The organism is Actinoallomurus spadix, assembly GCF_024055725.1.
Classification (GTDB): Bacteria; Actinomycetota; Actinomycetes; order Streptosporangiales; family Streptosporangiaceae; genus Actinoallomurus; species Actinoallomurus spadix.
The window spans coordinates 61731-85800 of record NZ_JAMXMX010000023.1 but is presented as its reverse complement, the minus strand read 5'-3'; the positions used below and the strand labels follow the sequence as shown (position 1 = coordinate 85800).

Below are 24070 nucleotides of genomic sequence, written 5' to 3'. Positions count from 1 at the left end.
GTGAGCCTGGTCACGGAAAAGCGGCGGGCGATTAAAAGGGAATAAGTCGTGGAACCGTACACAACGGAAGACATATTCGCGTACGCGAAGTGGCTGACCCAGGAATGCCGGTCGGCGGGGCTGAACGCCGAGCAGTACGGGGCGGAGATCCTCATCCACGGGGCGAGCAATCACCTCAGCGAGAGGATCATCTGTAGACCGGATGACCGGAACGACCTCCGGTGGCACTGGTCGTGGGGCGTCCCGATCGGCCGGCTCGACGACTCGGCCCGGCTCCTGGCCGTCGACGAGGTCGAGGAGCTGGTCCGGGTGATCAGCAAGGTCGTCTGCGTCCCGCTCCGCCGGGGAATTTGACGATGACACCGGGGCTGCCGCACTCACTCCCGGCACTACGCGGGCCCCGAGGCGTGACCGAGATGCCCGATCCAGTCGCCGTCCTGAGGCGGCGATTCCCCGGATTGGTGTTCTGGTACGGCAGGCGTACCGGAACATGGTGGGCACTGGTCTTCCCGGTGGATCGTCCACGGCTCGTCGAGGCGACGGACCCAGAGCAGTTGACGCGCGCGGTCATCCAGGCACAGGGATGGCCGTGGCCGTCGTCTCGGTACGGAGCATGCTGGACCCTCGGGGCGTCCTGGGGACGCTCGCCTGGCGGCGGACGGAACGACGTTCAGTAGTGCCGGCGCCAGGCGCCGCACTTCTTGATGGTGAACTTGCTCTTCTTCCAGGTGCCCCGGCACTCCTGGACGTACATGTGCTTGAGGCGGGTGGACGTCACCGTCTGCCACTTGTCCTGGAGGCGGTCGCCTGTCAGCGCGACGACCCGTACGTCGTCCTTCTGTTTCTTGGTCCCGGTGAAGGTGAAGCGGAGCGCGGCGCTGTAGCCGTCCTTCTTCGTGTCCTTGAGGTCGAAGGTCAGCGTCACCTTCGCGGCCTGGGTGTCGTAGAAGCCGAAGGCGTCGACGCCGGACAGGCCGACGGTGCGCCAGAACCCGACCGCCGCGTCCGCGGGCGTCGTGGTGAGGGAGAAGGTCGTGATGAGGACGCCGGCTGCGAGGGTGACCATCGCGATTCGCCGCATTGATCTCTCCAGGATCGCTTGGGCGGTACGGGAGATGATCTTAGCAGTTTGACGGATTCACCCGACATAAAGTGAAGGGCCCCGCCGCGCCGCAGGGCCCTTCTCTGTCAGCTTGCAGTCAAGCGACTACCGGCTCAGGCGGAGATCTTCTTCCACTTGCCGGCCTTCTTGACGTCGAAGCTCACGCCGTCCTTGTTGCGGTTGCCCAGCACCTCGCGGATGTACACCGACTTCGCTCCGGTGTTGCCGCCAACCGAGAAGGTCTTCTTGCCCTTGTTCGGGATCCAGACCTGCGAGTACTTGGTACCGGGAAGGCCCTTGACCTCGATGCCGGCCGACCGGCCGTCGGCCTTGGTGTCCTTGCCGTAGACGTACAGCACGAGCTTGCCCTTGTACGTGCCGTACTTCCCGTAGGTGTACACGCCGGCGATGTCGTAGGCCCCCGTCCAGCGGGTGTAGCCCTTCTTCTTCGCCCCGCCGATCTTCCAGTAGTGGTACTTGATCGACGCCTCGACGCTGACGCCGGACTGCAGGCTCTTACCGATAACGGCCTTGTGGCCGGCGCTTGCGGCGCTGGCGGGTGCCGCCATCAGGCTGATGGCGGCCGCGGCTGCGACGGCCCCCGTTGCGACGAGAGTCGCGAAACGACGCATTGATCCTCCGTGTTCGGAGATGGGATGAACGGTCAAGGACCGTAGCACTTCCGGAGAATCCGCTGTGCCGGTTTTTTGGGTGATTTTTTGGCCGGGAAAGGACGGGAACCGGTAGGCACCCTCCGACATCTAACGGACATGCGTGGCGCATGTCCTGATGCCGGTGCAGGAAATGTCCGAGGCGGGGTCTAGGGTCCTTCTTTCATGCGTTCCAGCCGTCGGCCGATCGCCGGAAGCCGAACCTTCGCGGGGCCTCGGGCGTCTGACCTCAGCGGGAGACCTTCCCACGGTGGGGCGATGATCGTAGCGGACCGGGCGCGGGCTCAGACGGACGCTCCGGGCGGCCCCTGACGGACATGTGATCATCGGCACACTCGTGGACCCGGCACCGTTTACTGCCATGGCGGCCTGCGCGGGATCGGTCGATCAAGTCTTGCCCGGGACCGCCGGAGTGACCATCGCGGCTTGGTCATCGGGAATAGAGTTGGGTCCCGCACGGCGGGCTCGGCGGATGGTGGAGGGAGGCTGGCGGTGCGGGAGTACATCCTCACGTTCCTGACGGCGTCGATCGTCACCTACCTTCTCGTCCCCCTGGTGCGGAAGTTCGCGATCGCCTTCAAGGCGATGACACCGGTGCGCGATCGCGACGTGCACGCCATCCCCACGCCGCGGATCGGCGGCCTGGCGATGTTCTTCGGGATGTGCGCGGCGCTGCTGATGGCCTCGCGGCTGCCGCACATGCGCGACGTCTTCACCGAGAGCCCCACGTGGGTGGGGCTGTTGTCGGCCGGTGGGCTGCTGGTCGTGGTGGGCATCGCGGACGACCGCTGGGAGATCGACGCGCTGACCAAGATGGCCGGTCAGGTCGCGGCGGCCGGGCTGCTCATCATGAACGGCGTCCAGCTGCTGTGGCTCCCGCTGCCGGGTGCGACCCTGGCGCTGCCGCCGTCGTACGGCGTGCCGCTGACGATCCTCCTGGTGGTCGCGACCATCAACGCGGTCAACTTCATCGACGGGCTCGACGGGCTGGCGGCCGGCATCGTGGGCATCTCGGCGCTCGCCTTCTTCCTGTACGCCTACCTGGTCACCGTGGTCGCGCACCTCGACCACCAGAGCGCCCCGGCGCTGATCGCCGCCGTGCTGACGGGCATGTGCGTGGGCTTCCTTCCGCACAACTTCAGCCCGGCGCGGATCTTCATGGGCGACACCGGGTCGATGCTGATCGGGCTGCTGCTGGCCACGTCGATGATCACCGTCTCGGGGTTCGACCCGGCGGCCCTGAAGGGGTCGATCAACCGGTTCCCGACGCTGCTGCCGCTGCTGCCGGTGGCGATCCTGGTCGTCCCCTACGCCGACATGCTGATGGCGGTGGTGCGCCGGACGTACGGCGGGCGGTCGCCGTTCGCGCCGGACAAGAAGCATCTGCACCACCGGCTGCTGAACCTCGGCCACTCGCATCGCGGGGCCGCGCTGGTGATGTACCTCTGGACGGCGCTGTTCTCGTTCGGCGTGGTCGCGTTGTCGGCGGCCAAGTCGCCGCTGCTGGTGCTGGCCGCCGCGAGCGTGGTCGCGATCGCCGCCCTGGTCGTGATGGCCTTCCCGCAGCTGCGCCCGCACGGACGGCGACACCGGAGCGGTGAGGAGACCCCCTCCGACAAGCGTCCTCGGCAGGCCGCGTGAGCTGCGGTTTTTACCATTACTTGGTAGGTCATTCCGAGCAGTGAGAAGCTTGTGATACCTTTCACGAGCGGGCAACCGAACACCCACCGTGAACACTCGGAGCACTCATGCACTCCAACGACGCCCGGATCCTCCGCGGCGCCGCGATCCCCACCGGGCTCGTCGGTCTGGTGGCGATCGTCGTCGGCCTGCTCTTCGCGGGCGGCAAGGGAGCCCTCGGCTCCGCCCTCGGGACCGTCGTGGTGGTTGCATTCTTCACCCTCGGGGTGGTCGTCGTCAGCTATGTCACGAAAATTTCTGAGCAGATGGTCCTGATGGCCGGCCTGTTCAGCTTCCTCGTGAAATTCGTCGTCGTGCTCGGCCTGGTCGTCGCGCTGAAAGACGTGACCGTGTGGAACGCGCGCGCCTTCGGCTGGACGGTGATCGCTCTCACGGTCGTCTGGCTCGCGGCCGAGACGAACGCGACGCTCAAGGTGAAGGCCCCGTATGTCGAACCCGCCCCCCGCTCGCAGAGCCAGGGCAAGTCGGGCGCATGATGACAATGGACTACTCCAATATGACTACGCGGGAGGTGGCCTGCTATCGTCCGAGACGCGATGACCGGGGATGGGCGTCAGCCCAGCGATGCAGACAACCGCAAGTTCGCCAACGACATGTCGGCGGCACCTGCCACCCTGCTGGGAGGCATGTTCGTCTACGGCGGAGCGGGCTGGCTTCTCGCGCGCTGGCTCCACGTCCCGGCCCTTCTTCCCATCGGGCTGGTGTTCGGCCTCGTCTTCGCGAGCTACCTGGTCTACGCCCGCTACGGCCGCTGAGTAGGGCCGGCGGAGCCGTAGCCCACCGAGACGACAGCAAGGTTGCCGCCTTGATGAGCTACGACTGCGAAAGGATCGCCGGGTGAGTGCGCCGCACCTCCTCGCCAAGGACTTCAATGAAGAGGCCCCGGGCCTCGGCCTCTTCCAGTGGAAGCCGCTGTTCCACGTAGGCCCGTTCGCCGTGGCGAAGCCGATCGTCCTGTGCCTGATCGTGATGATCGTCATCGTGGCCTTCTTCTGGGCCGCGTTCGCCAAGCCCAAGCTGGTGCCCCGCGGCGTGCAGAACGTCGGCGAGGTCCTCTACATGTTCGTCCGGGACGAGATCGCCCGGCCGTTCCTGGGCAAGGACGCCGAGAAGTGGATGCGGCTGATCGTGCCGCTGTTCTTCTTCGTCTGGCTCGGCAACCTCATGTCGGTGATCCCGATCGCGCAGTTCCCGGTGAACTCGCGAATCGCGTTCCCGATGGTCCTCGCCCTGCTGGTCTACGCGACCTTCTGGGTCGTCGGCGTCAAGCACCAGGGCTTCTTCGGCCTGCTGAAGAACGCGACCATGCCGCCGGACCTGCCGTGGCCGCTGTACATCCTGGTCATCCCGATCGAGTTCGCCTCGACCTTCCTGCTGCGGCCGTTCACCCACGCGGTCCGGCTCTTCGCGAACATGTTCGCCGGCCACCTCCTGGTCGCGCTGTTCGCGACGGTAGGCTTCCACTTCCTCTTCGAGAAGCTGACCCCGCTCGGTGCTCCGGTCGGCATTCTCGGCGTCATTCTGACGATCTTCATGACGGCCTTCGAGCTGTTCGTGCAGGCGGTGCAAGCGTACGTCTTCGCGCTGCTCGCGGCTTTCTACATCAGCGCCGGTCTGTACGCCGACCACTGATAGCAACCCCATAACCCCAGAACCTGACCGGTGGGGAGTCCCACCGGCCGAGTGAAAAGGAAAAGGAATGACGAACCTCCTCGCCGCCGCCGTCGACCTCAACCACGGTCTCAAGTCGATCGGGTACGGCCTCGCGGCCATCGGCCCCGGCATCGGCGTCGGCATCGTCTTCGGCCAGGGCGTGCAGGCCATGGCCCGTCAGCCCGAGATGACCAACGTCATTCGCCAGAACATGATCCTGGGCTTCGCCTTCTCCGAGGCGCTCGCCCTGATCGGTCTGGTCATGCCGTTCGTCTACTGACCAGAACTTTTTGACGGAAGGCTGTGCACGCCATGTACCTGGCGCAACACGCTTCGGGATTGCTAGCGGCGGAGGAGAAGAACCCCAACCCGCTGCTCCCCGACGCAGCCGAGATGATCGTCGGCATCTTCGCGTTCCTCGTCGTGCTGTTCTTCCTCGGCAAGGTCCTCATCCCGCGCATCCAGAAGGCGCTCGAGGAGCGCACTGACGCGATCGAGGGCGGGATCAAGCGGGCCGAGGAGGCGCAGGCCGAGGCTCAGCGGACGCTCGAGCAGTACCAGACGCAGCTGGCCGAGGCCCGGCAGGAGGCAGCACGGATCCGCGAGGAGGCGCGCGAGCAGGGTGCGCAGATCATCGCGGAGCTGCGCGACCAGGCGCAGGCCGAGGCACAGCGGCTCGTCGACCAGGCGCACACCCAGATCGACGCCGACCGGCAGCTCGCGTTCACCCAGCTCCGTACGGAGATCGGGGAGCTCGCGATCGAGCTGGCGGGCCGCATCGTCGGCGAGTCCCTCGAGGACGAGGCCCGGCGCCGCGGCACCGTCGACCGGTTCCTCGACGAGCTCGAGGACCGTGCGCGGGCGGGGGCATAACAGATGATCGGCGCGAGCAGGGCCTCGTTCGTCGAGGCCAGGGAGCGGCTCGAGGCCGCCCTGTCCGCCACGCGCGACGCGGCGGCGTTCGGCGGTGAGCTGTTCGCCGTGGTGCACCTGCTCGACCGGGAGCACGTGCTGCGCCGGGCCCTGTCGGACCCGGCCCAGCCGGCCGACCGGCGGGCCGGGCTGGCCACGGCCGTGCTCGACGGCAGCGTCAGCGCCGCGGTGCGCGACTTCATCGGCGACGTCGTACGGCAGCGGTGGGCGCGGTCCACCGAGCTGACCGACGCGATCGAGGAGCTCGGGGTGACCGCGATCGCGGCCGCCGCCGAGGCGCAGAGCCGGATCGACGACGTGGAGGACGAGCTCTTCCGCTTCGGCCGGATCGTGGAGGCGCAGCCGGAGCTGCGGGGCGCGCTGGTGGACCGGCGGGTGCCGGGCGAGCGCAAGGTCGAGCTGGTGACCACGCTGCTTGAGGGCAAGACCACCGCGGCGACGTTGCGGCTGGTCAGCGAGGCCGTCGCATATCCGCGAGGACGTAGTCTGGAGCGAGCGCTCGAGAGCTACGGGCGGATCGTCGCCGAGCGTCGCAACCGGCTGGTCGCGGTGGTCCGCACCGCGGTCGAGCTCGACGAGGCGCAGAAGACGCGGCTGACGGCCGCGCTGTCGGCGCAGTACGGCCGCGACGTTCACCTGAACATCGAGGTCGACCCCTCCGTTCTGGGTGGTATTTCCGTCCAGATCGGGGACGAGGAAATCGACGGCACCATCGCTCGCCGGCTGGAAGACGTCCGCCGGCGAATCGAACGGGCGAGCTGAACCTAAGCATCGGACTCACGGAGAGAGACGAAGAAGACATGGCGGAGCTGACGATCCGGCCGGAGGAGATCCGGGGCGCGCTCGAGCGCTTCGTCCAGGCCTACGAGCCGGAGACCGCCGCGCGCGAGGAGGTCGGGACCGTCGTCGAGTGCTTCGACGGCATCGCCTTCGTCGAGGGCCTGCCCTCGGCCATGGCGAACGAGCTCCTTGAGTTCGAGGACGGCACGCGCGGCATCGCGCTGAACCTTGACGTTCGGCAGATCGGTGTCGTCATCCTGGGCGACTTCTCCAAGATCGAAGAGGGCCAGCAGGTCAAGCGGACCGGCGAGGTCCTCTCGGCCCCTGTCGGCGACGGCTACCTCGGCCGCGTCGTGGACTCGCTGGGCAACCCGATCGACGGCAAGGGCGCGATCGAGACGACCGGCCGCCGCGAGCTGGAGCTGCAGGCGCCGGGCGTCATGCAGCGCCAGCCGGTGGGCGAGCCGCTGCAGACCGGCATCAAGGCGATCGACGCGCTGACCCCGATCGGCCGCGGCCAGCGGCAGCTGATCATCGGTGACCGGCAGACCGGCAAGACCACCGTCGCGATCGACACGATCCTGAACCAGAAGCAGGCGTGGGAGAGCGGCGACCCGAGCAAGCAGGTCCGCTGCATCTACGTCGCGGTCGGCCAGAAGGGCTCGACGATCGCGCAGGTGCGGGCCACGCTCGAGGCGGCCGGCGCCCTGGAGTACACCACGATCGTGGCGGCTCCGGCGTCCGACCCCGCGGGCTACAAGTACATCGCCCCCTACACCGGCTCGGCCATCGGCCAGCACTGGATGTACGAGGGCAAGCACGTCCTGATCGTGTTCGACGACCTGTCCAAGCAGGCCGAGTCGTACCGCGCGATCTCGCTGCTGCTGCGCCGCCCGCCGGGCCGTGAGGCGTACCCCGGTGACGTGTTCTACCTGCACTCGCGGCTGCTGGAGCGGTGCGCGAAGCTGTCGGACGACATGGGCGCCGGCTCGATGACGGGTCTGCCGATCATCGAGACCAAGGGCAACGACGTGTCGGCGTACATCCCGACCAACGTCATCTCGATCACCGACGGCCAGGTCTTCCTCGAGACCGACCTGTTCAACCAGGGTGTCCGGCCGGCCATCAACGTCGGTATCTCGGTGTCCCGCGTCGGCGGCGCCGCGATGACCAAGGCGATGCGCAAGGCGACGAGTAACCTGAAGCTGTTCCTGTCGCAGTTCCGCGACCTGGAGGCGTTCGCCGCGTTCGCGTCCGACCTGGACGCCGCGTCGCGCGCGCAGCTGGACCGCGGCGCCCGCCTGGTCGAGCTGCTCAAGCAGCCGCAGAACAACCCGTTCCCGATGGAGCAGCAGGTCGTGTCCATCTGGGCGGGCACGAACGGCGAGCTCGACGACGTGCCGATCGAGGACATCCGCCGGTTCGAGGCGGAGCTGCTCGACTACGTCAAGCGCAACCAGTCGGGTCTGCTGGACGGCATCCGGGAGACCGGCCAGTTCGGCGACGACGCCCAGTCGACCCTGAAGGACGCCATCGCGGAGTTCAAGAAGGGCTTCGAGACGACGAACCACGGCCTGCTGGTCCAGGACCAGCCGGTCGAGGCCATCGATGAGGGTGACGTCGAGCAGGAGAAGATCACCCGCGTGAGGAAGAAGTAAGGCATGGGTGCCCAGCTTCGGACGATCCGGCGCCGCATCGCCACGACACGGTCGATGGCGAAGATCACGCGCGCGCAAGAGCTCATCGCCTCGTCGCGGATCGTCAAGGCACAGCAGCGGGTGCGGGAGTCGGGGCCGTACGCCCGGCAGATCACCCGCGCCATCTCCGCGCTGGTCAGCCACAACGTCGGCGTCGGCCACCCGCTGCTGACCGAGCGGACCGACAGCAAGCGCGCGGCCGTGCTGATCATCACGAGTGACCGCGGGTTCGCCGGCGGTTACAACGCCAACGTCATCCGTGAGGCCGAGGGGCTGATGACGATGCTGCGGGAGCAGGGCAAGGAGCCCGTCCCGTACATCGTCGGGCGCAAGGGCGTCGGCTGGTACCGCTTCCGCGAGCGCGAGTTCGCGGGCGATTGGACCGGCTTCAGCGACAACCCGCGGTTCGAGAACGCCGAGGCGATCGGCCGCACCCTCGTGCGGGAGTTCGAGAAGCCCGCGGACGAGGGCGGCCTCGCCGAGATCCATGTCGTCTACACCGAGTTCGTGTCGATGCTGACGCAGACGGCGCAGGTCCGCCGGCTGCTGCCGCTGGAGATCGAGGAGTCCGAGCAGGCCCCGGAGGAGCAGACTCAGGGCGTGCTGCCGGCGTACGAGTTCGAGCCGTCCGCGGACTCGGTGCTCGACGCCCTCCTGCCGAACTACATCGAGAGCCGGATCTGGCACATGCTGCTGCAGGCGGCCGCCTCCGAGCACGCGCAGCGGCGACGGGCGATGAAGTCGGCGACCGACAACGCCAACGATGTGATCGAGAACCTGACGCGTATCGCGAACCAGGCCCGTCAGGCTGAGATCACGCAGGAAATCAGCGAGATCGTCGGTGGCGCGAACGCGCTGGCCGAGAGCTCCGCGGGGAGTGAGTGAGAGTCACCATGACTGCTTCGGTAGAAACAGCCACGGCGACGGGCCGTGTCGCCCGCGTCACCGGTGCCGTCATCGACGTGGAGTTCTCCGTCGATACGATGCCGGACATCTACAACGCGCTGCAGATCGACGTCACGATCAGCGGTGCGACCCGGACGCTGACCCTCGAGGTCGCCCAGCACATCGGCGACAACATGGTCCGCGCCATTTCGCTGCAGCCGACCGACGGCGTCGTCCGCGGCGCGCCGGTCGTCGACACGGGCGCCGCCATCTCGGTGCCGGTCGGCGACGGCGTCAAGGGCCACGTCTTCAACACGATCGGTGAGTCCCTCGACGTGCCGAGCTCGTCGCTGGAGGTCACCGAGCGCTGGCCGATCCACCGGCACGCGCCGGCGTTCGACCAGCTCGAGAGCAAGACCGAGATCCTCGAGACCGGCATCAAGGTCATCGACCTGCTCACCCCGTACGTCAAGGGTGGCAAGATCGGCCTGTTCGGCGGCGCCGGTGTGGGCAAGACGGTCCTCATCCAGGAGATGATCACCCGTGTCGCCCGTAACCACCGGGGCACCTCGGTGTTCGCGGGCGTCGGTGAGCGCACCCGTGAGGGCACCGACCTGCTGCTGGAGATGAAGGAGGCCGACGTCCTCAAGGACACGGCGCTCGTCTTCGGCCAGATGGACGAGCCGCCGGGCACCCGTCTGCGGGTCGCCCTGTCCGCGCTGACCATGGCGGAGTACTTCCGCGATGTTCAGAACCAGGACGTGCTGCTGTTCATCGACAACATCTTCCGGTTCACCCAGGCGGGTTCGGAGGTGTCCACGCTGCTCGGCCGTATGCCGTCCGCCGTGGGTTACCAGCCGACCCTCGCCGACGAGATGGGCGAGCTGCAGGAGCGGATCACCTCGACCCGCGGTCACTCGATCACCTCGATGCAGGCGATCTACGTGCCCGCGGACGACATCACCGACCCCGCCCCGCACACCACGTTCGCGCACCTCGACGCCACCACGGTGCTCTCCCGCGCGATCACGGAGAAGGGCATCTACCCGGCGGTGGACCCGCTCGACTCGACGTCGCGCATCATGGACCCGGTCATCCTCGGCCGCGAGCACTACGAGACCGCCCAGCACGTGAAGCAGATCCTGCAGCGCTACAAGGAACTGCAGGACATCATCTCCCTGCTGGGCATCGACGAGCTCTCCGAAGAGGACAAGGTCACGGTCGAGCGCGCGCGCCGCATCGAGCGGTTCCTGTCGCACCCGATGTACATGGCCGAGGCCTTCACCGGCCAGCCGGGTGAGAACGTCTCGCTGAGCGACACGGTCGCGTCCTTCAAGGCCATCGCCGAAGGTAAGTACGACCACCTCCCTGAGCAGGCGTTCTTCATGGTCGGTGGCATTGAGCAGGCCGAGAAGAAGGCCCAGGAGCTGCAGAAGTAACGCCTCGCGCGTTCGGAGGAGAGCAAGTGGCAAAGCTGCACGTCGAGCTCGTCTCACCGGAGCGTGAGATCTGGGCCGGCGAAGCCGATATGGTCGTTGCCAAGACCATCGAGGGTGAGATGGGCATCATGCCCGGTCACGCGCCGGTCCTGGGCCTGCTGGTGGACGGCAGTGTCGTGCGGATCAAGCCCGCCGACGAGTCGGAGACCATCTCCGCGATGGTCTCCGGCGGGTTCTTCTCGGTCGCCTCCGATGAGGTGTCGGTGCTCGCCGAGTACGCCGAGCTGGGCGGCGAGATCGACCTCGACGCCGCCCGCGCGGAGTACGAGCGGGTGTCGGGCCTGGAGGGCGAGGAGGCCGCGGTCGCGCAGCGGCGGGCCCGCGCGCGCCTGCGGGCCGCCGGCCAAGAGGTCTGACCGGCTAAGGACTGCGTGGGGGAAGCAGGGGGGAGTTGGGCGAGTACCTGGCGTGGGACATCGGCGGGTTGCTCGCTGTCGTCCTGGTGGCGGTGCTCGCCGCGTTCGCCCTGCTGTCGCTGCGGCGTTGGCTGCTCGAACGCCGCGGCGGCACGGTCGAGTGCAGCCTCCGCGACCCCCACGGCCGTGGCGTATGGCGGCTCGGCATCGGCCGGTACAACGGTGACGAGCTGCTCTGGTTCGCGATTTTCGGCATTCGGCTGAGGCCCCGGCGGGTCGTGTCCCGCCGGGGCCTCGTCGTATCCGGGCGGCGTAAGCCGGAGGCCGAGGAGGAGGCCGCCCTGCAGCCGGACGCCGGCATCGTCGAGATCCAGGACGACAACGGCACCGTCGAGCTGGCGATGAGCGGAGCGGCGCTGACCGGCTTCCTCGCCTGGCTCGAGGCCGCCCCGCCGGGCTCACCCATCACCTGACGCGCGGTCCCGCCGGCTCGCCCATCACCTGACGCGCAGCCCGCGCCGACTCGCTCATCGCCTGATGCGCGGCCCCGCCGCCGGGTTCGGCCATCACCTGATGCGCGGCCCGCGCCGCCGGCCTCGCTCATCGCCTGACGCGCGGTCCCGCCGCCGGGTTCGCCCGTCGCCTGACCGTACGGTCGGCGTGGCCTCGGATCAGCGCTCGCCGCCCGGCCTCCACAGCACGTCGCCGCGGTCGCCGTTGGCCTTGCGGGCGAGGATGAACAACAGGTCCGACAGCCGGTTGAGGTACTTCGCGGTCAGCGGGTTCATGTCCTCGTGGACCGTCAGCGCCGCCCAGGTGGTCCGCTCGGCGCGCCGGGCGACCGTACGCGCGACGTGCAGCAGCGCCGCGCCCGGCGTGCCGCCGGGCAGGATGAAGCTCCGCAGCGTGGCCAGGTCGGCGTTGTGCTCGTCGCACGCGGCCTCCAGCCGGGTGATGTAGTCCTCGGTGACCCGCAGCGGCGGGAACGCCGGCTCTGCGACGACCGGCGTGCTCAGGTCCGCGCCGACGTCGAACAGGTCGTTCTGGACCCGGGTGAGCAAGGTGGCGATGTCCTCGGGCAGGTCGCCCAGGGCGAGCGCGACGCCGATCGCGCTGTTGGCCTCGTCGACGTCGGCGTACGCCGCGAGCCGGGGGTCGGTCTTGTCCGTACGGCTCATGTCGCCGAGGTTGGTCGTGCCGTCGTCCCCGGTCCGCGTGTAGATCTTCGACAGGACGACGGGCTGGTCGTCGCGCTCTTTCGCCATGCCCGTCACCCTAGTCAGTGGGCTGTGGGGCCGGGCGGCCGCCCGCCCCCACAGGGTGTCTAGCTCAGCGCGCGGCCGGTGGGCGCGTGCTGGACGTGCGCGCGGGCCGTCTTCGGGGCGGCGACGCGGGCGCCGTTGACCGGCAGCGTGCTGCCCGCGAAGACCTGGGCGGCGTGGGCGGCGCCGTCCGCGAGCTGGTCGAGGATGGTGTTGTTGCTGTTGTCGTACGTGTCACATGCCTGGTGGTAGCACGGGTCGTACGCGACGCCCGCCTGACCGCCGTAGGTCTTCGCCTCGGCCTCCGTCTTGAGGCCCTCAGCGCCGGAGTCGAGGCCGCCCGCGGGGATGCCGTTCTCGATGAACGGCCCGTAGTCGGAGCGGCCATTGAACTCGCTCGGCGAGGTCGCGAGCTTCCGCTTGCCGTAGTAGTCGAGGAACACCTTCTCGATGGCACCGGAGCCCGCGGGCGGGTTGGTGCCCGCGCCCTGGGAGTCGTCGCCGTCGTACACGCCGCGGACGCCGTTGGGCGAGCCGAGCATGTCGAAGTTGAGGTTCAGCGCGATCTGGGCCTTCTGCGCTGCGGTCAGGTGCGCGACGTAGTACTCCGAGCCGAGCAGGCCCTCCTCCTCGGCACCCCAGAACGCGAACCGCACCTTGTTCTTGATGCCCTTGCCGAGCTTGCCGATCTGCTCGGCGATGGTGAGGACCGTCGCGGTGCCGCTGCCGTTGTCGTTGATGCCGGGGCCGGCGGTGACGCTGTCGAGGTGGGCGCCGAGGACGACCACATTATCGGCGCGGCCGCGCTTGGTCTCGGCGATGACGTTGTGCGCGGTGCGCTGCTCGCTGAAGGTGTCGGTCTTGACGTGCAGCGTCAGCGTTCCGGAGGCGGCCTCCTTCACCAGGTCGGTGCCGAGCTGGTAGGTCGGGCCGATCACCGGGATCTGCCAGGGGGTGCTGGCGGTGCCCTGGACGGGGCCCATCCGCTCGGGGGAGGCGCCGTCGTTGTAGATGGCGATGGCGGTGGCGCCGGCGTTCTGGGCGTTGCCGACCTTCACCGAGAAGTTGCAGCCGCCGCGCTTGACGAGGGCGATGTTCCCCTTGGGGAAGCCGGTGAAGTCGGCGGCCTCGCAACCGCTGCCCACGCCGGCGCCGGCCGGGTCGACCGGCGTCGCGGTGGCGGTGACGTCACCGGAGCCGGAGAAGTCCAGGGTCGCGTAGTCGGTGCCGTAGACGTACTTGGCGCCGCCGGGCCGGTCGAAGACCGAGGGCGTCTTCTCCTTGTAGTAGTCGAAGGGGAAGTCCTGCACCGTCGGCCGGTAACCGGCCTTCCGCAGCCGGCTGACGACGTACTTCGTGGAGACCTCGAAGCCGGGTTCGCCCGCGGCGCGGGTGCCGCCGTTGTAGGTGGCGATCGTCTGCAGGTCCTTCTGGTGCCGGCGGATGTCCTTCAGTTTCACCAGCCGGTCGAGGTGCGGCTGTGCGGCCGCGTCCGCGGGGGTCGCGGCCCCGATGGAGGCCGCGGCCAGGCCGATGAGGGTACCGATGGCGAGTTTTCGCAACGTGGAGCCCTTCCGATGGTAAAGCCGGAGTAATGCGGCGAATCCTGACATTCCACGGCGTCTCACGGCCAGACCCTGAGATCGACTCGTTGTGGACACCGGAAAACGTTGACTAGAACGTGATTCGGGCCACTGTCCGGGATCGTCCCTGATCGCTATCGTTTCGCGCAGGCTCTCGAGGCGTGGAGGCGGCCGTGTACGACTACGTCATCGTCGGTGCCGGCAGCGCGGGCTGCGTGCTCGCGGACCGGCTGAGTGCGGACCACGGGACGAAGGTCCTGCTCCTGGAGGCCGGCCCACCCGACGACGCCCCCGAGATCCACATCCCGGCCGGGCTCGCGGCGCTGTTCAAGAGCCAGTACGACTGGGACTACACGACGACCCCGCAGCGGCACGCCGCCGACCGTACCGTCTACTGGCCGCGTGGCCGCACCCTCGGCGGCAGCTCGTCGACCAACGCGATGATCTACATCCGGGGTCACCGGCACGACTTCGACACCTGGCGCGACGAGTACGGCTGCAAGGGCTGGGGGTACGCCGACCTGCTGCCGTACTTCATGCGCGCCGAGGACCAGCAGCGCGGCGCGTCCGACTACCACGGCACCGGCGGGCCGCTCCGCGTCGAGGACCTGCGCTTCAAACATCCGCTGGTCCGCGCCTGGGTCGACGCGGCGACGGACTTCGGCCTGCCCGCCAACGACGACTTCAACGGCGCCGAGCAGGACGGGGCCGGGTTCTACCAGGTGACGCAGCGGCGCGGCCGCCGCTGGTCGACCGCCGACGGCTACCTGTCCCGCGCCACCGACCGGCCGAACCTCACCGTCGCGACCGACGCCCTCGTCACCCGCGTCGTCATCGAGGACGGCCGGGCCACCGGCGTCGCGTACCTGCGCGGCGGGACCGAGCAGCGGGCCGTGGCCCGGCGCGAGGTCATCCTGTCCGGGGGAGCGGTCAACTCGCCGCAGGTCCTCATGCTGTCGGGGATCGGGCCGGCGGACCACCTGCGCTCGCTCGGCATCGACGTGATCGTGGACCTGCCCGCCGTGGGCACCGGGCTGCAGGACCACCCGATGGTGCCGGTCATGTGGCACACGCCGGACACGAAGGCGCTCTGGGAAGGCGTCAACCTGCGCAGCCTCATGCTGTACCAGACCCTGGGACGCGGCCCGTACGCTTCGAACGTCGCCGAGGGCGGCGGCTTCGTACGGACCCGCTCCGGCCTGCCCGCCCCGGACCTGCAGTACCACGTGCTCCCCACGCCGTACCTCGACCAGGGCCTCACCGACGCGAACAAGCGCGCCATGTCGGTGTTCGCCACGACCGTGGCCGTCGCCAGCCGGGGGAGTGTGACGCTGCGGTCCGCCGACCCGCGGTGGAAGCCGCTCATCGACCCGAACTACCTGGGCGAGGAGGCGGATCTCGACGTGCTCCTCGCGGGCGTCCGCCAGGCCCGGGAGATCGCCGCGACCGGCCGGATGGCCCGGATCGTGGGCGGGGAGTACGCCCCCGGAAAGGACGGCGACGACCTCGCCGCGTGGGTCCGCCGGCAGGTCGTGACGCTCTATCACCCCACGAGCACGTGCGCGATGGGCGGCACCGAGGACTCGGTCTGCGACCCCGAGCTCCGGGTGCGCGGCGTGGACGGCCTGCGGGTCGTCGACGCGTCCGTCATGCCGGCGGTGCCCCGCGGCAACACCAACGCCCCGACGATCGCGATAGCGGAACGGGCCGCCGACCTGATCGCCGGCGGCCCGCTGCTGCCCCCGGTCGAGTTCGCCTGACCGTGGGGCCGCGCCGCCCGCCGGACCGGGCGCGCGCTTCTCTTGCGGCGGCCTGTGCGCCCGCGTCGAGCCCCGCCCGGATGGAGGGCACCGGTACGGGCGGGGCCCGGCGTGGGCGCACAGGCCCTGAGCGGGGTCACCGGGCGCGGCGGCGCAGGAGGCGGCGGGGCCGCTCCGTCTCGAGGGCCTCGCGTGCCTCGCGGTCACGCTCGTCCATCAGCGCCTTCATGATGTCCGGGTGCATCGTTCGTGCTCCTCGTGGTGCGGGCCGGTCGGTCCGGCCTCGCACTCATAAGGTTCGTCCTAAGGCGGTGAGCGGCACATCGGAACAATGCCTCATCCCGGTCGCCGGCCGGGCCTAAGCCCGCCCTCGCACCGCCTGAGCCGTCTAAGCCCGCGCTCCAACCCGCCTGAGTCGTCTAAGCCCGCGATCTCGCCGCCTGAGCCGCCCAAGTCACCCGCCCGGAGGACGCATGAAGATCAGTGCCGCCGAGGTCATCGTCACCGCGCCCGGCCGCAACTACGTCACGCTCAAACTGACGACCGATGAGGGCGTCGTCGGGTACGGCGACGCGACGCTGAACGGGCGCGAGCTCGCCGTCGAGGCCTACCTGCGTGAACACGTGCTGCCGCTGCTGGCCGGCCGGGACGCCGCCCGGATCGGTGACACATGGCAGTACCTCTACCGGGGCGCGTACTGGCGGCGCGGACCGGTCACGATGACGGCGATCTCAGCCGTCGACCAGGCGCTTTGGGACATCAAGGGCAAGGTCGCGGGCCTTCCCGTGTACGAGCTCCTGGGCGGCCGGGCGCGGGAGGCGGTGACCGTCTACGGGCACGCGAGCGGCGCGGACGTCGACGACCTCCTCGCCGATGTCGCGCGGCACCTCGAACTCGGCTACACCGCCGTGCGCGTGCAGGCGAAGATCCCCGGGATGGACTCGACGTACGGGCTGCACACCGGCCCGAACATCTACGAGCCGGCCTCCGGCGCGCTGCCGAAGGAGGAGGTCTGGAACACCGCCGCGTACCTCGACTTCATCCCCACGCTGATGGGGCGGGTCCGTGAGGAGTTCGGATACGGGTTCCACCTGCTGCACGACGTGCACCACCGGCTCACCCCGATCGAGGCCGCGCGGCTCGGCGCGGCGCTGGAGCCGTACCGGATGTTCTGGATCGAGGACGCGACACCCGCCGAGGACCAGTCGGCGTTCCGCCTGATCCGCTCGCACACGGTCACGCCGCTGGCGGTGGGCGAGGTGTTCAACTCGATCTGGGACTGCCGTGAGCTGATCACCGAGCGCCTCATCGACTACGTCCGGACCTCGGTGACGCACGCCGGCGGCATCTCCCACGTGCGGCGGATCATGGACCTGGCCGACCTGTACGGCGTGCGGTCCGGCTCGCACGGCCCCGGTGACATCTCGCCGGTCGGCCTGGCGGCGAATCTGCACCTGGACCTGGCGATCCCGAACTTCGGGATCCAGGAGTACATGGGGCACCGGGACCCGGCCGCCGAGGTCTTCGACTGGGGCTACCGCTACGAGAACGGCATGCTGTGGCCGTCGGACCGGCCGGGGCTCGGCGTGGAGTTCGACGAGGAGGCCGCGCGGCGGTTCCCGTACGACCCGAAGTACCTGCCGGTCGCGCGGCTGGCCGACGGCGCCATGCACGACTGGTGATCCGGTGGTGCGGAGGGCGGCCGGCGCCGGCCGCCCTCCGCGCGCTCACCGGTAGTGCTTGCCGTGCAGGAGGCTGACGAGCTGCAGCAGCTTGGCCATGTCCTTGTCGGTGCGCTTGAACGACGTGAGGTTCATCGGCGCGGCGAACCGCCGGCGGGTGATGGCCTTGGCGCGCGCGAACTCCCGCAACCCGTCGGCCCCGTGGATGCGGCCGAAGCCGGAGTCGCCCACCCCGCCGAACGGCAGCGCCGGCACGGCCGCGAAGGCGATCACCGCGTTGATCGAGGTCATGCCGCTGCGCAGCCGCCGGGCGGCCTCCATCGCCGTCGAGCGGCTGCGGGAGAAGATCGCGCCGGCCAGGCCGTACGACGTGGCGTTCGCGCGCCGGACGGCCTCGTCCACGCTCTTCACCCGATGCACGGTGATGGTCGGGCCGAACGTCTCCTCCTGGACGGCGGCGGAGTCGTCCGGGACGTCCACCAGGATCACCGGCTCGACGTACGGCTCCTTCACCGCGTCCGCGCCTCCGACGAGCGCCCGGCCGCCGCGGGCGAGGGCGTCGTCGACGTGCCGCCTGATGATGTTCAGCTGGCCCGGCATCGTGATCGGGCCGTACGCGGCGGCGCGGTCCTCGCCGGGCCGCAGCGCCCGCGCCTGCTCGGTCAGCCTGGCCACGAACGCGTCGTACACGCCGTCGACGACGTAGACCCGCTCGACGCCAACGCAGGTCTGGCCGGCGTTCGACATCGCGCCCCACAGGGCGGCCTCGGCGGCCTCGTCGAGGTCGGCGTCGGCGTCCACGATGAACGCGTCCTTGCCGCCGCACTCGGCGACGATGGGGGTGAGGCGCTCGGCGCACGCGGCCATCACCTTGCGGGCGGTCGGTGCCGACCCGGTGAAGGCGATCTTGTCCACCGCTCCGCGGGCCAGCGCCGCGCCGGTGTCGCCGAGGCCCGTCACGACCTGGAACACCGGCTCCTCCGGGATGACCTCGGAGATGATGTCCGCGAGCAGCAGGCCGACGCCGGGGGTGTACTCCGAGGGCTTGAACACCACGGCGTTGCCCGCCGCGAGGGCGTACACGATCGAGCCGACGGGCGTGAAGAGCGGGTAGTTCCACGGGCCGATCACGCCGACGACGCCGAGGGGCTGGTACTCCAGGACGCACTTCTGGTTGATGGACACGAGACCCGGGAAGACGCTGCGCGGGCCGAGGACCTTCTGGGCGTTGCGCGCCGCCCAGTCCAGGTGCGTGATCGCCAGCACGGTCTCGAGCTGGGCGTCGGCCACCGGCTTGCCGGTCTCCCGGTGGATCAGGGTCGCCATCCGGTGCAGGGACCGGGTCAGGGCGCCCTTGATGTTGAGCAGCCGGATCCGGCGCTCCTTCCAGCCCAGGCCGGCCCACCACACCGACGCGACGCGGGCGCGCTCGATGGCGGCGTTCACCGCGGCCTCGTCGTGGATCGGGTGCTCGCCGACGACCTCGCCGGTCGCCGGGCTCAGGGAACGGAACGTCTCGGCGGTCTTCTCGCTCGCAGTCGCGGTCATGGCGTCCCCTTCGTCCCAACGAGGTAGCTGTAGTCCAGTAAGTTACCCGTTACCGGCCGGGGGCGGGGAGTATGCCGCGTTCGATCGCGGCCGTGACGGCGGCGGTCCGGTCCGACACCCCCAGCTTGCCGAACGCCCGCAGCAGGTGGGTCTTCACCGTCGCCTCGCTGATCAGCAGCTCCCGGCCGATCTCCGCGTTCGTACGGCCCCGGGCGACCAGCCGCAGCACGTCGATCTCCCGGCGGGACAGCTCGACCGGCGAGCGCATCCGGGACACGAGCTTGGCCGCCACCGAGGGGGCCAGGACCGTCTCGCCGCGCGCCGCCGCACGCACGGCCTGCGCGAGGTCGTGCCGGGAGGCGTCCTTGAGCAGGTAACCGGCGGCGCCGGCCTCGACCGCGCGGAGGATGTCGGCGTCCGTGTCGTACGTCGTCAGCACCACGACCCGGGTCTGCGGGCGCTGGACGAGGACGCGCGCCGTCGCCTCGACGCCGTCGCCGCCCGGCATGCGCAGGTCCATCAGCACGACGTCCGGCTCGTGCGCGCGGACCGCCGCGACCGCCTCGGCGGCGCCACCGGCCTCGGCGACGACCGCCAGGTCGTCCTCGGCCGACAGCATGCCGCGCAGCCCCTCGCGGACGACCGGGTGGTCGTCGACGAGCAACACCGTGATCACGCGGGCACCTCCACCGTGACGGTCGTACCGGCTCCCGGCTCGCTCCGCACGTCGAACACGCCGCCGACCTGGCCGACCCGCTCGCGCATGCCGTGCAGGCCGAAGCCGCGCGCCGTGCCGGGGCCGAAGCCTACGCCGTCGTCGCGGATCTCCAGGCGCACCGACTCCGGGTCGTAGGCGAGGCGCACCTCGACCCGGCCGGCATTCGCGTGCCTGCGGACGTTGGCCAGGCCCTCCTGGGCGATCCGCAGCAGCACCACCTCCGCCCCGGCGGTCAGCCGCCGCGGTTCGCCGGCGAGGACGTAGTCCGCCGTCACCCCCAGCTCCTCCGACATCCGCTCCGTCAACCGGCCCACGGCCTCGTCCAGGGACGATCCGCCGAGCGGCGCGGGCGGCAGGGCCGCGACCAGGGCCCGCGCCTCGGCGAGGTTCTCCCGCGCGGTGCGCGCCGCGAGGCCGAGCTGCCGCCGCGCCTCCTCCGGGTCACGCCCGACGTACGCGTCGGCCGCCTGCAGCAGCATCAGGATGCTCGTGAAGCCCTGCGCGAGCGTGTCGTGGATCTCCCCGGCCATCCGCTCCCGCTCGGCCATGACGCCGGCCTCCCGGCTCACCTCCGCCAGTTCCGCCCGCGTCGTCTCCAGCTCCCGGATCAGCTCCCGGCGCTCCGTGCTCTGCGCGATGATCCGCTCGATCCAGAGGCCGAAGAAGGCGGAGAATCCGATCACCACGACGGTCCAGACCGCGAACGCCACGATCGTCCCCGCGTCGGCGTCACCGTGGAGGAACCGGACGGCCGGGACCGTGTTGAGCAGCACGAGCGCGGCCACGCTCTCCCGCCAGCGCACGATCATGAAGCATTGCGCGCAGGCAGCGAACAGCACGAGCGAGCTCTCCGGAGCCGTCAGCGACGCCGCGCCGCACAGCATGATCAGCCCGGCGACGTAGGCGTACGGCCCCGGGCCGAGCGTCTCCCGGCCGAGGTAACGCCGGCCGAACAGGACGTACCACGGCACCAGGGCCAGGAGGATCCCCGCCGCGACCAGGCCGCGCTCCGTCGGGTGGTCGTTCAGGACGTAGGTGATCGTCGAGACGAGGACCAGGCCGAAGTACGCCTCCCAGCGGCCCAGTCCCCAGTCCCAGGCGTCCTTGGCGCTCATGCGTCGCGGCGCCGCTTCCAGCGGAATGTCGTCAGGCACAGGACCAAGCCTGCGACACCCCAGGCGGCCAGCACCAGTCCGGTGCGCCCGTGCTCCCAGGAGTGCGCCGGCTCGGCCGCCAGCAGCGTGTCCGGCAGCAGCGCGGACCGCAGCCCCTGGCTGATCCACTTCAGCGGGAACAGCGCTCCGACCTGCTGGACGCCGGACGGCAGGTCGCTGAAGGTGTAGTACACGCCGGAGATGAACTGCAGGACGAGGTAGGGCACGTTCAGCACGGCGGCCGCGCTGCGGCCCGAGCGCGGCACGCTGCTGATCGCGATGCCGAGCAGCGTGCAGACGGTCACCCCGGCGACGAAGACCCAGGCGAAGGTCAGCCAGCGCTCGGGCGTGCTCGGTGGCTTCAGCCCGAACAGCAGGCTTCCCAGCACGAACAGGACGACCGTCTCCAGCAGTGACAGGACCAGCGCCGCGATCGTCTTGCCGATGAAGTAGGCCGCCCTCGGCATCGGCGTGCCGTACAGCCGCTTGAGGGTGCCGTCGTCGCGCTCCTGCGCGATCGTGATGCCGAGGCTCACGAACGTCGTCGACATGATGCCGCTGGCGATGATGCCGGCCGCGATGTACTGCCGGAAGTCGACGCCCGTGCGTCCGACCTCGCCCTTGAAGATCGTGCCGAAGATCAGCAGGAGGATGGCGGGCATCCCCAGGGTGAAGATGACGGCCGCCCGTTCGCGGAGGAACACCTTCAGCTCCAGCGCGCCGCGGGACAGCCCGATCCGCAGCGGGGAGGGCAGGGCGGCGGCGGTCATCGCGTCTCTCCGATCATCGTGAGGTACACGTCCTCGAGCGTGGGGCGGGTGACGGTCAGCTCCGGCACCTCGCCGTCGAACTTCTGGCTCAGCTCGGCGACCACCTGTGTGGGGGAGTCGGTCTCCAGGACCTGTCGTCCCTCCGGCCCGAGCCAGCCCACGCGCGCCGTCGCCGTGGCCCGGCCGCCGAGCTCCAGCGGCGAGCCGACCTCCACGACGCGGCCGCCGGCGATGACGCCGACCCGGTCGGCGAGGGCCTCGGCCTCGTCCAGGTAGTGGGTGGTCAGCAGGATCGTCGTGCCGCCGTGCGCGAGCCCCTCGATCAGCCGCCAGAACCGCCGCCGCGCGTCCGGGTCGAACCCGGTCGTCGGCTCGTCGAGGAAGAGGAGTTCGGGGTCGCCGATGATGCCGAGCGCCACGTCGACCCGCCGGCGCTGGCCGCCGGACAGGTGCGCGAGGCGGGCCCCCGCCTTGTCGGTCAGCCCGACCGCCTCGATCACCTCGTCGACGTTCCGGGGGCGGGGGTAGTAACCCGCGAAGTGGGCGACGATCTCGCGGACGCTCAGCTCCGGTTGCTCGTTCGAGGTCTGCGGCACGATCCCCAGGCGGCCCCGCCACTTCCGGGTCGGCCGCCCGGGGTCGGTCCCCAGCACCGACACCTCGCCGCCGGTGCGCCGCCGGTGCCCTTCGAGGATCTCGATCGTCGTGCTCTTGCCGGCGCCGTTCGGGCCGAGCAGGGCGAAGACCTCGCCCCGGTGGATGTCGAGGTCCACGCCGTTCACCGCGTCGACGTCGCCGTATCGCTTGCGCAGGTCGCGGACCCGCACCGCCGTGTCGTTCATGCCTCCCAGCGTCGCGGCGATCCGGCCGGTCCGGGATCGGTGGTCCGGTGATTCCCGTGTCCACCGAACGGTGGACACGGGACGGCCTCAGCCGGCGGTGCCGAGGCTCTTCCAGAACTGGAACAGGCCGTGACCGGCCGCGACGTAGTCCTGGTCGATCCCGAACAGGTCGGTGAGGTGGTAGACGAGGGAGAAGAACTGCTCGTTGACCGCCGGGATCCACAGCAGCGCGAGCAGCGCCATGAAGGCGTACCCGCCGATCTTGTTCGCCTGCGCGACCCAGGGCCGCGGCAGGTACGGCTCGACGATGCCGAAGCCGTCCAGGCCGGGCACCGGCAGCAGGTTCAGCACAGCTGCGGTGACCTGCAGGAACGCCAGGAACGCCATTCCCGTCCAGAACAGCAGGTGCGCCGGGTCCTTCGCCAGGTTGGTGATCACGACGCCGAGGACGATCGCGAAGACGAGGTTGGCGATGGGCCCGGCCGCCGAGATGAGGCTGTGCCGGAGCCGCCCGCGGATGGCTCCCCGGTCGATGTAGACGGCGCCGCCCGGCAGGCCGATGCCGCCGAGCAGCACGAACAGCACGGGCAGCAGGAAACTCAGCGTGATGTCGCCGTACTTCAGCGGGTTCAGCGTGAGGTAGCCGTTGGTCGCGACGCTCCGGTCGCCCGACCGCCAGGCGAAGAACGCGTGCCCGAACTCGTGCAGGCACAGCGACACGATCCAGCCGCTCACCACGAACACGAACAGGAAGAGCCGGGCCGTCCGCTCCGGGCTCATGCCGTAGCGCCACACCGCCAGGCCGGACAGGGCGAACAGGCCGACGACGAACAGGAACGCCGGGCTGGGCCGTACGGAGGACCGCACCGCGCTTACGTTGGACATCGATCAGGTGCTCTCTGTGAGGGCGGGGACGACATAGACGCGCAGGAAGTCCCGAGGGTCGCCGTCACCGGGGAGGACGATCATCGAGGAGATGATCCGGAAGAGGAACTCCACCGCGCCCTCGACCGTGATGTCCGCCCGCAGCAGCCCCTCACGCTGGGCCGTCACGAAGTACGGGCGGACGCGGTCGGCGCACAGGCGCAGGACGCTCTCGGCGGCCCCGGCGACGGCGGTCTGGGTGTGCCCGGCGGCCTCCGGCGTGAGGAGGGCGGCCACCCGCGGCTCGCCGCGTACGAACGCGACCGCGTCCAGCACGCCCTCGACGATGCCCTCGGGCACCGAGGTCTGCGCGGCGAGCCGCGCGGCCAGCCGGTCGAGGAACCGGCGCAGGTCACGGAGGAGGACCTCGAGGATCACCTCGTCCCGCCCGCCGGCGAAGCTGCGGTAGACGGTCGCCCGGGACAGTCCCGCCGCCGCCGCGATGTCCTCGACGGTCGTCTTGGCGACGCCGTAGCGCGCGAAACAGCGCTCGGCGGCGCCGACGATCCGTTCCCGGACGTCGGTGGTGGCCTGCGGCATGCCTGGCAGG

At 69.9% G+C, this 24070-nt stretch carries 26 protein-coding genes; 15 read left to right on the top strand and 11 right to left on the bottom strand.

From position 1 onward, the window contains the following. Nucleotides 1-48 precede the first annotated feature (48 nt). Nucleotides 49-354: a hypothetical protein gene (locus NE235_RS28485; protein ID WP_252808353.1), complete on the top strand. Its 306-nt coding sequence runs from the start codon at nt 49-51 to the stop codon at nt 352-354. 316 nt (nt 355-670) lie between these two features. Here NE235_RS28485 and NE235_RS28480 read toward each other — a convergent pair whose 3' ends face one another. Next, nucleotides 671-1081, bottom strand: coding sequence for a hypothetical protein (locus NE235_RS28480; RefSeq protein WP_252808352.1), 411 nt, complete (start codon nt 1079-1081; stop codon nt 671-673). 134 nt (nt 1082-1215) lie between these two features. Beyond that, nucleotides 1216-1734 carry a hypothetical protein gene (locus NE235_RS28475; RefSeq protein ID WP_252808351.1) on the bottom strand — a complete coding sequence of 173 codons (519 nt, stop codon included), beginning with the start codon at nt 1732-1734 and terminating at the stop codon, nt 1216-1218. Between the two features lie 531 nt (nt 1735-2265). Between NE235_RS28475 and NE235_RS28470 the strand changes: the two genes are divergently transcribed. The 12 genes from NE235_RS28470 to NE235_RS28415 all read left to right on the top strand — a co-directional run bounded on the left by NE235_RS28470 (nt 2266) and on the right by NE235_RS28415 (nt 11750). Beyond that, complete coding sequence (locus NE235_RS28470; protein WP_252808350.1) at nt 2266-3414, top strand: MraY family glycosyltransferase; 1149 nt, start codon at nt 2266-2268, stop codon at nt 3412-3414. 107 nt (nt 3415-3521) lie between these two features. Further along, nucleotides 3522-3950 carry a hypothetical protein gene (locus tag NE235_RS28465; RefSeq protein WP_252808349.1) on the top strand — a complete coding sequence of 143 codons (429 nt, stop codon included), beginning with the start codon at nt 3522-3524 and terminating at the stop codon, nt 3948-3950. Between the two features lie 117 nt (nt 3951-4067). Continuing rightward, nucleotides 4068-4229: a hypothetical protein gene (locus NE235_RS28460; protein WP_252808348.1), complete on the top strand. Its 162-nt coding sequence runs from the start codon at nt 4068-4070 to the stop codon at nt 4227-4229. 82 nt (nt 4230-4311) lie between these two features. Next, nucleotides 4312-5106: a F0F1 ATP synthase subunit A gene (atpB, locus tag NE235_RS28455; protein WP_252808347.1), complete on the top strand. Its 795-nt coding sequence runs from the start codon at nt 4312-4314 to the stop codon at nt 5104-5106. Nucleotides 5107-5173: 67 nt separating this feature from the next. Then, nucleotides 5174-5407, top strand: coding sequence for an ATP synthase F0 subunit C (gene atpE, locus NE235_RS28450; RefSeq protein ID WP_252808346.1), 234 nt, complete (start codon nt 5174-5176; stop codon nt 5405-5407). 32 nt (nt 5408-5439) lie between these two features. Continuing rightward, the gene (locus tag NE235_RS28445; protein WP_252808345.1) at nt 5440-6000 is read left to right on the top strand and encodes a F0F1 ATP synthase subunit B; all 561 of its coding nucleotides are present in this window, start codon (nt 5440-5442) and stop codon (nt 5998-6000) included. Between the two features lie 3 nt (nt 6001-6003). Then, the gene (locus NE235_RS28440; protein WP_252808344.1) at nt 6004-6822 is read left to right on the top strand and encodes a F0F1 ATP synthase subunit delta; all 819 of its coding nucleotides are present in this window, start codon (nt 6004-6006) and stop codon (nt 6820-6822) included. A gap of 38 nt (nt 6823-6860) precedes the next feature. Next, nucleotides 6861-8498 carry a F0F1 ATP synthase subunit alpha gene (gene atpA, locus NE235_RS28435; RefSeq protein ID WP_252808343.1) on the top strand — a complete coding sequence of 546 codons (1638 nt, stop codon included), beginning with the start codon at nt 6861-6863 and terminating at the stop codon, nt 8496-8498. 3 nt (nt 8499-8501) lie between these two features. Next, complete coding sequence (locus NE235_RS28430; protein WP_252808342.1) at nt 8502-9422, top strand: F0F1 ATP synthase subunit gamma; 921 nt, start codon at nt 8502-8504, stop codon at nt 9420-9422. Between the two features lie 8 nt (nt 9423-9430). Next, entirely contained in the window at nt 9431-10861 is a 1431-nt protein-coding gene (gene atpD, locus NE235_RS28425; protein WP_252808341.1) for a F0F1 ATP synthase subunit beta, read from the top strand. 26 nt (nt 10862-10887) lie between these two features. Beyond that, nucleotides 10888-11277, top strand: a complete 390-nt coding sequence (locus NE235_RS28420; protein ID WP_252808340.1) for a F0F1 ATP synthase subunit epsilon — start codon at nt 10888-10890, stop codon at nt 11275-11277. A gap of 35 nt (nt 11278-11312) precedes the next feature. Continuing rightward, the gene (locus NE235_RS28415) at nt 11313-11750 is read left to right on the top strand and encodes a DUF2550 domain-containing protein (RefSeq protein ID WP_252808339.1); all 438 of its coding nucleotides are present in this window, start codon (nt 11313-11315) and stop codon (nt 11748-11750) included. Nucleotides 11751-11948: 198 nt separating this feature from the next. Here the strand turns inward: NE235_RS28415 and NE235_RS28410 are convergent, their stop codons facing one another. Further along, on the bottom strand, nt 11949-12542 hold the full coding sequence (locus tag NE235_RS28410; RefSeq protein WP_252808338.1) for a cob(I)yrinic acid a,c-diamide adenosyltransferase: 594 nt from the start codon (nt 12540-12542) through the stop codon (nt 11949-11951). A gap of 59 nt (nt 12543-12601) precedes the next feature. Further along, nucleotides 12602-14101, bottom strand: coding sequence for a M28 family metallopeptidase (locus NE235_RS28405; protein ID WP_252808337.1), 1500 nt, complete (start codon nt 14099-14101; stop codon nt 12602-12604). A gap of 194 nt (nt 14102-14295) precedes the next feature. Between NE235_RS28405 and NE235_RS38380 the strand changes: the two genes are divergently transcribed. Then, on the top strand, nt 14296-15882 hold the full coding sequence (locus NE235_RS38380; protein ID WP_425542316.1) for a GMC family oxidoreductase: 1587 nt from the start codon (nt 14296-14298) through the stop codon (nt 15880-15882). 473 nt (nt 15883-16355) lie between these two features. Beyond that, complete coding sequence (gene manD, locus NE235_RS28395; RefSeq protein ID WP_252808335.1) at nt 16356-17564, top strand: D-mannonate dehydratase ManD; 1209 nt, start codon at nt 16356-16358, stop codon at nt 17562-17564. Nucleotides 17565-17609: 45 nt separating this feature from the next. On the opposite strand, the gene NE235_RS28390 is transcribed toward manD, so the two are convergent. The 7 genes from NE235_RS28390 to NE235_RS28360 form a co-directional block, all read right to left on the bottom strand. Then, on the bottom strand, nt 17610-19112 hold the full coding sequence (locus NE235_RS28390) for an aldehyde dehydrogenase family protein (protein WP_252808334.1): 1503 nt from the start codon (nt 19110-19112) through the stop codon (nt 17610-17612). Nucleotides 19113-19161: 49 nt separating this feature from the next. Beyond that, a complete protein-coding gene (locus tag NE235_RS28385; protein ID WP_252808333.1) occupies nt 19162-19788 on the bottom strand; it encodes a response regulator in 627 nt (208 codons plus the stop codon). Further along, nucleotides 19785-20984 (bottom strand): sensor histidine kinase, encoded by a 1200-nt coding sequence (locus tag NE235_RS38375; protein ID WP_252808332.1) that lies wholly within the window; start codon nt 20982-20984, stop codon nt 19785-19787. The genes NE235_RS28385 and NE235_RS38375 overlap by 4 nt, the downstream gene beginning before the upstream one ends. Beyond that, a complete protein-coding gene (locus NE235_RS28375) occupies nt 20942-21754 on the bottom strand; it encodes an ABC transporter permease (protein WP_252808331.1) in 813 nt (270 codons plus the stop codon). The genes NE235_RS38375 and NE235_RS28375 overlap by 43 nt, the downstream gene beginning before the upstream one ends. Further along, nucleotides 21751-22596 carry an ABC transporter ATP-binding protein gene (locus NE235_RS28370; protein ID WP_252808330.1) on the bottom strand — a complete coding sequence of 282 codons (846 nt, stop codon included), beginning with the start codon at nt 22594-22596 and terminating at the stop codon, nt 21751-21753. The genes NE235_RS28375 and NE235_RS28370 overlap by 4 nt, the downstream gene beginning before the upstream one ends. Before the next feature lie 87 nt (nt 22597-22683). After that, entirely contained in the window at nt 22684-23481 is a 798-nt protein-coding gene (locus NE235_RS28365; RefSeq protein ID WP_252808329.1) for a site-2 protease family protein, read from the bottom strand. 3 nt (nt 23482-23484) lie between these two features. Next, nucleotides 23485-24060, bottom strand: a complete 576-nt coding sequence (locus NE235_RS28360; protein WP_252808328.1) for a TetR/AcrR family transcriptional regulator — start codon at nt 24058-24060, stop codon at nt 23485-23487. Nucleotides 24061-24070 lie beyond the last annotated feature (10 nt).

Coding starts and splice junctions, on each gene's coding strand:
- atpD (WP_252808341.1), top strand. CDS start 9,431: ATGACTGCTTCGGTAGAAACAGCCACGGCGACGGGCCGTGTCGCCCGC.
- NE235_RS28460 (WP_252808348.1), top strand. CDS start 4,068: ATGTCGGCGGCACCTGCCACCCTGCTGGGAGGCATGTTCGTCTACGGC.
- NE235_RS28430 (WP_252808342.1), top strand. CDS start 8,502: ATGGGTGCCCAGCTTCGGACGATCCGGCGCCGCATCGCCACGACACGG.
- atpE (WP_252808346.1), top strand. CDS start 5,174: ATGACGAACCTCCTCGCCGCCGCCGTCGACCTCAACCACGGTCTCAAG.
- NE235_RS28410 (WP_252808338.1), bottom strand. CDS start 12,542: ATGGCGAAAGAGCGCGACGACCAGCCCGTCGTCCTGTCGAAGATCTAC.
- NE235_RS28445 (WP_252808345.1), top strand. CDS start 5,440: ATGTACCTGGCGCAACACGCTTCGGGATTGCTAGCGGCGGAGGAGAAG.
- NE235_RS28480 (WP_252808352.1), bottom strand. CDS start 1,081: ATGCGGCGAATCGCGATGGTCACCCTCGCAGCCGGCGTCCTCATCACG.
- NE235_RS28390 (WP_252808334.1), bottom strand. CDS start 19,112: ATGACCGCGACTGCGAGCGAGAAGACCGCCGAGACGTTCCGTTCCCTG.
- NE235_RS28370 (WP_252808330.1), bottom strand. CDS start 22,596: ATGAACGACACGGCGGTGCGGGTCCGCGACCTGCGCAAGCGATACGGC.
- NE235_RS28465 (WP_252808349.1), top strand. CDS start 3,522: ATGCACTCCAACGACGCCCGGATCCTCCGCGGCGCCGCGATCCCCACC.
- NE235_RS28475 (WP_252808351.1), bottom strand. CDS start 1,734: ATGCGTCGTTTCGCGACTCTCGTCGCAACGGGGGCCGTCGCAGCCGCG.
- atpA (WP_252808343.1), top strand. CDS start 6,861: ATGGCGGAGCTGACGATCCGGCCGGAGGAGATCCGGGGCGCGCTCGAG.
- manD (WP_252808335.1), top strand. CDS start 16,356: ATGAAGATCAGTGCCGCCGAGGTCATCGTCACCGCGCCCGGCCGCAAC.
- NE235_RS28360 (WP_252808328.1), bottom strand. CDS start 24,060: ATGCCGCAGGCCACCACCGACGTCCGGGAACGGATCGTCGGCGCCGCC.
- NE235_RS28440 (WP_252808344.1), top strand. CDS start 6,004: ATGATCGGCGCGAGCAGGGCCTCGTTCGTCGAGGCCAGGGAGCGGCTC.
- NE235_RS28375 (WP_252808331.1), bottom strand. CDS start 21,754: ATGACCGCCGCCGCCCTGCCCTCCCCGCTGCGGATCGGGCTGTCCCGC.
- NE235_RS28365 (WP_252808329.1), bottom strand. CDS start 23,481: ATGTCCAACGTAAGCGCGGTGCGGTCCTCCGTACGGCCCAGCCCGGCG.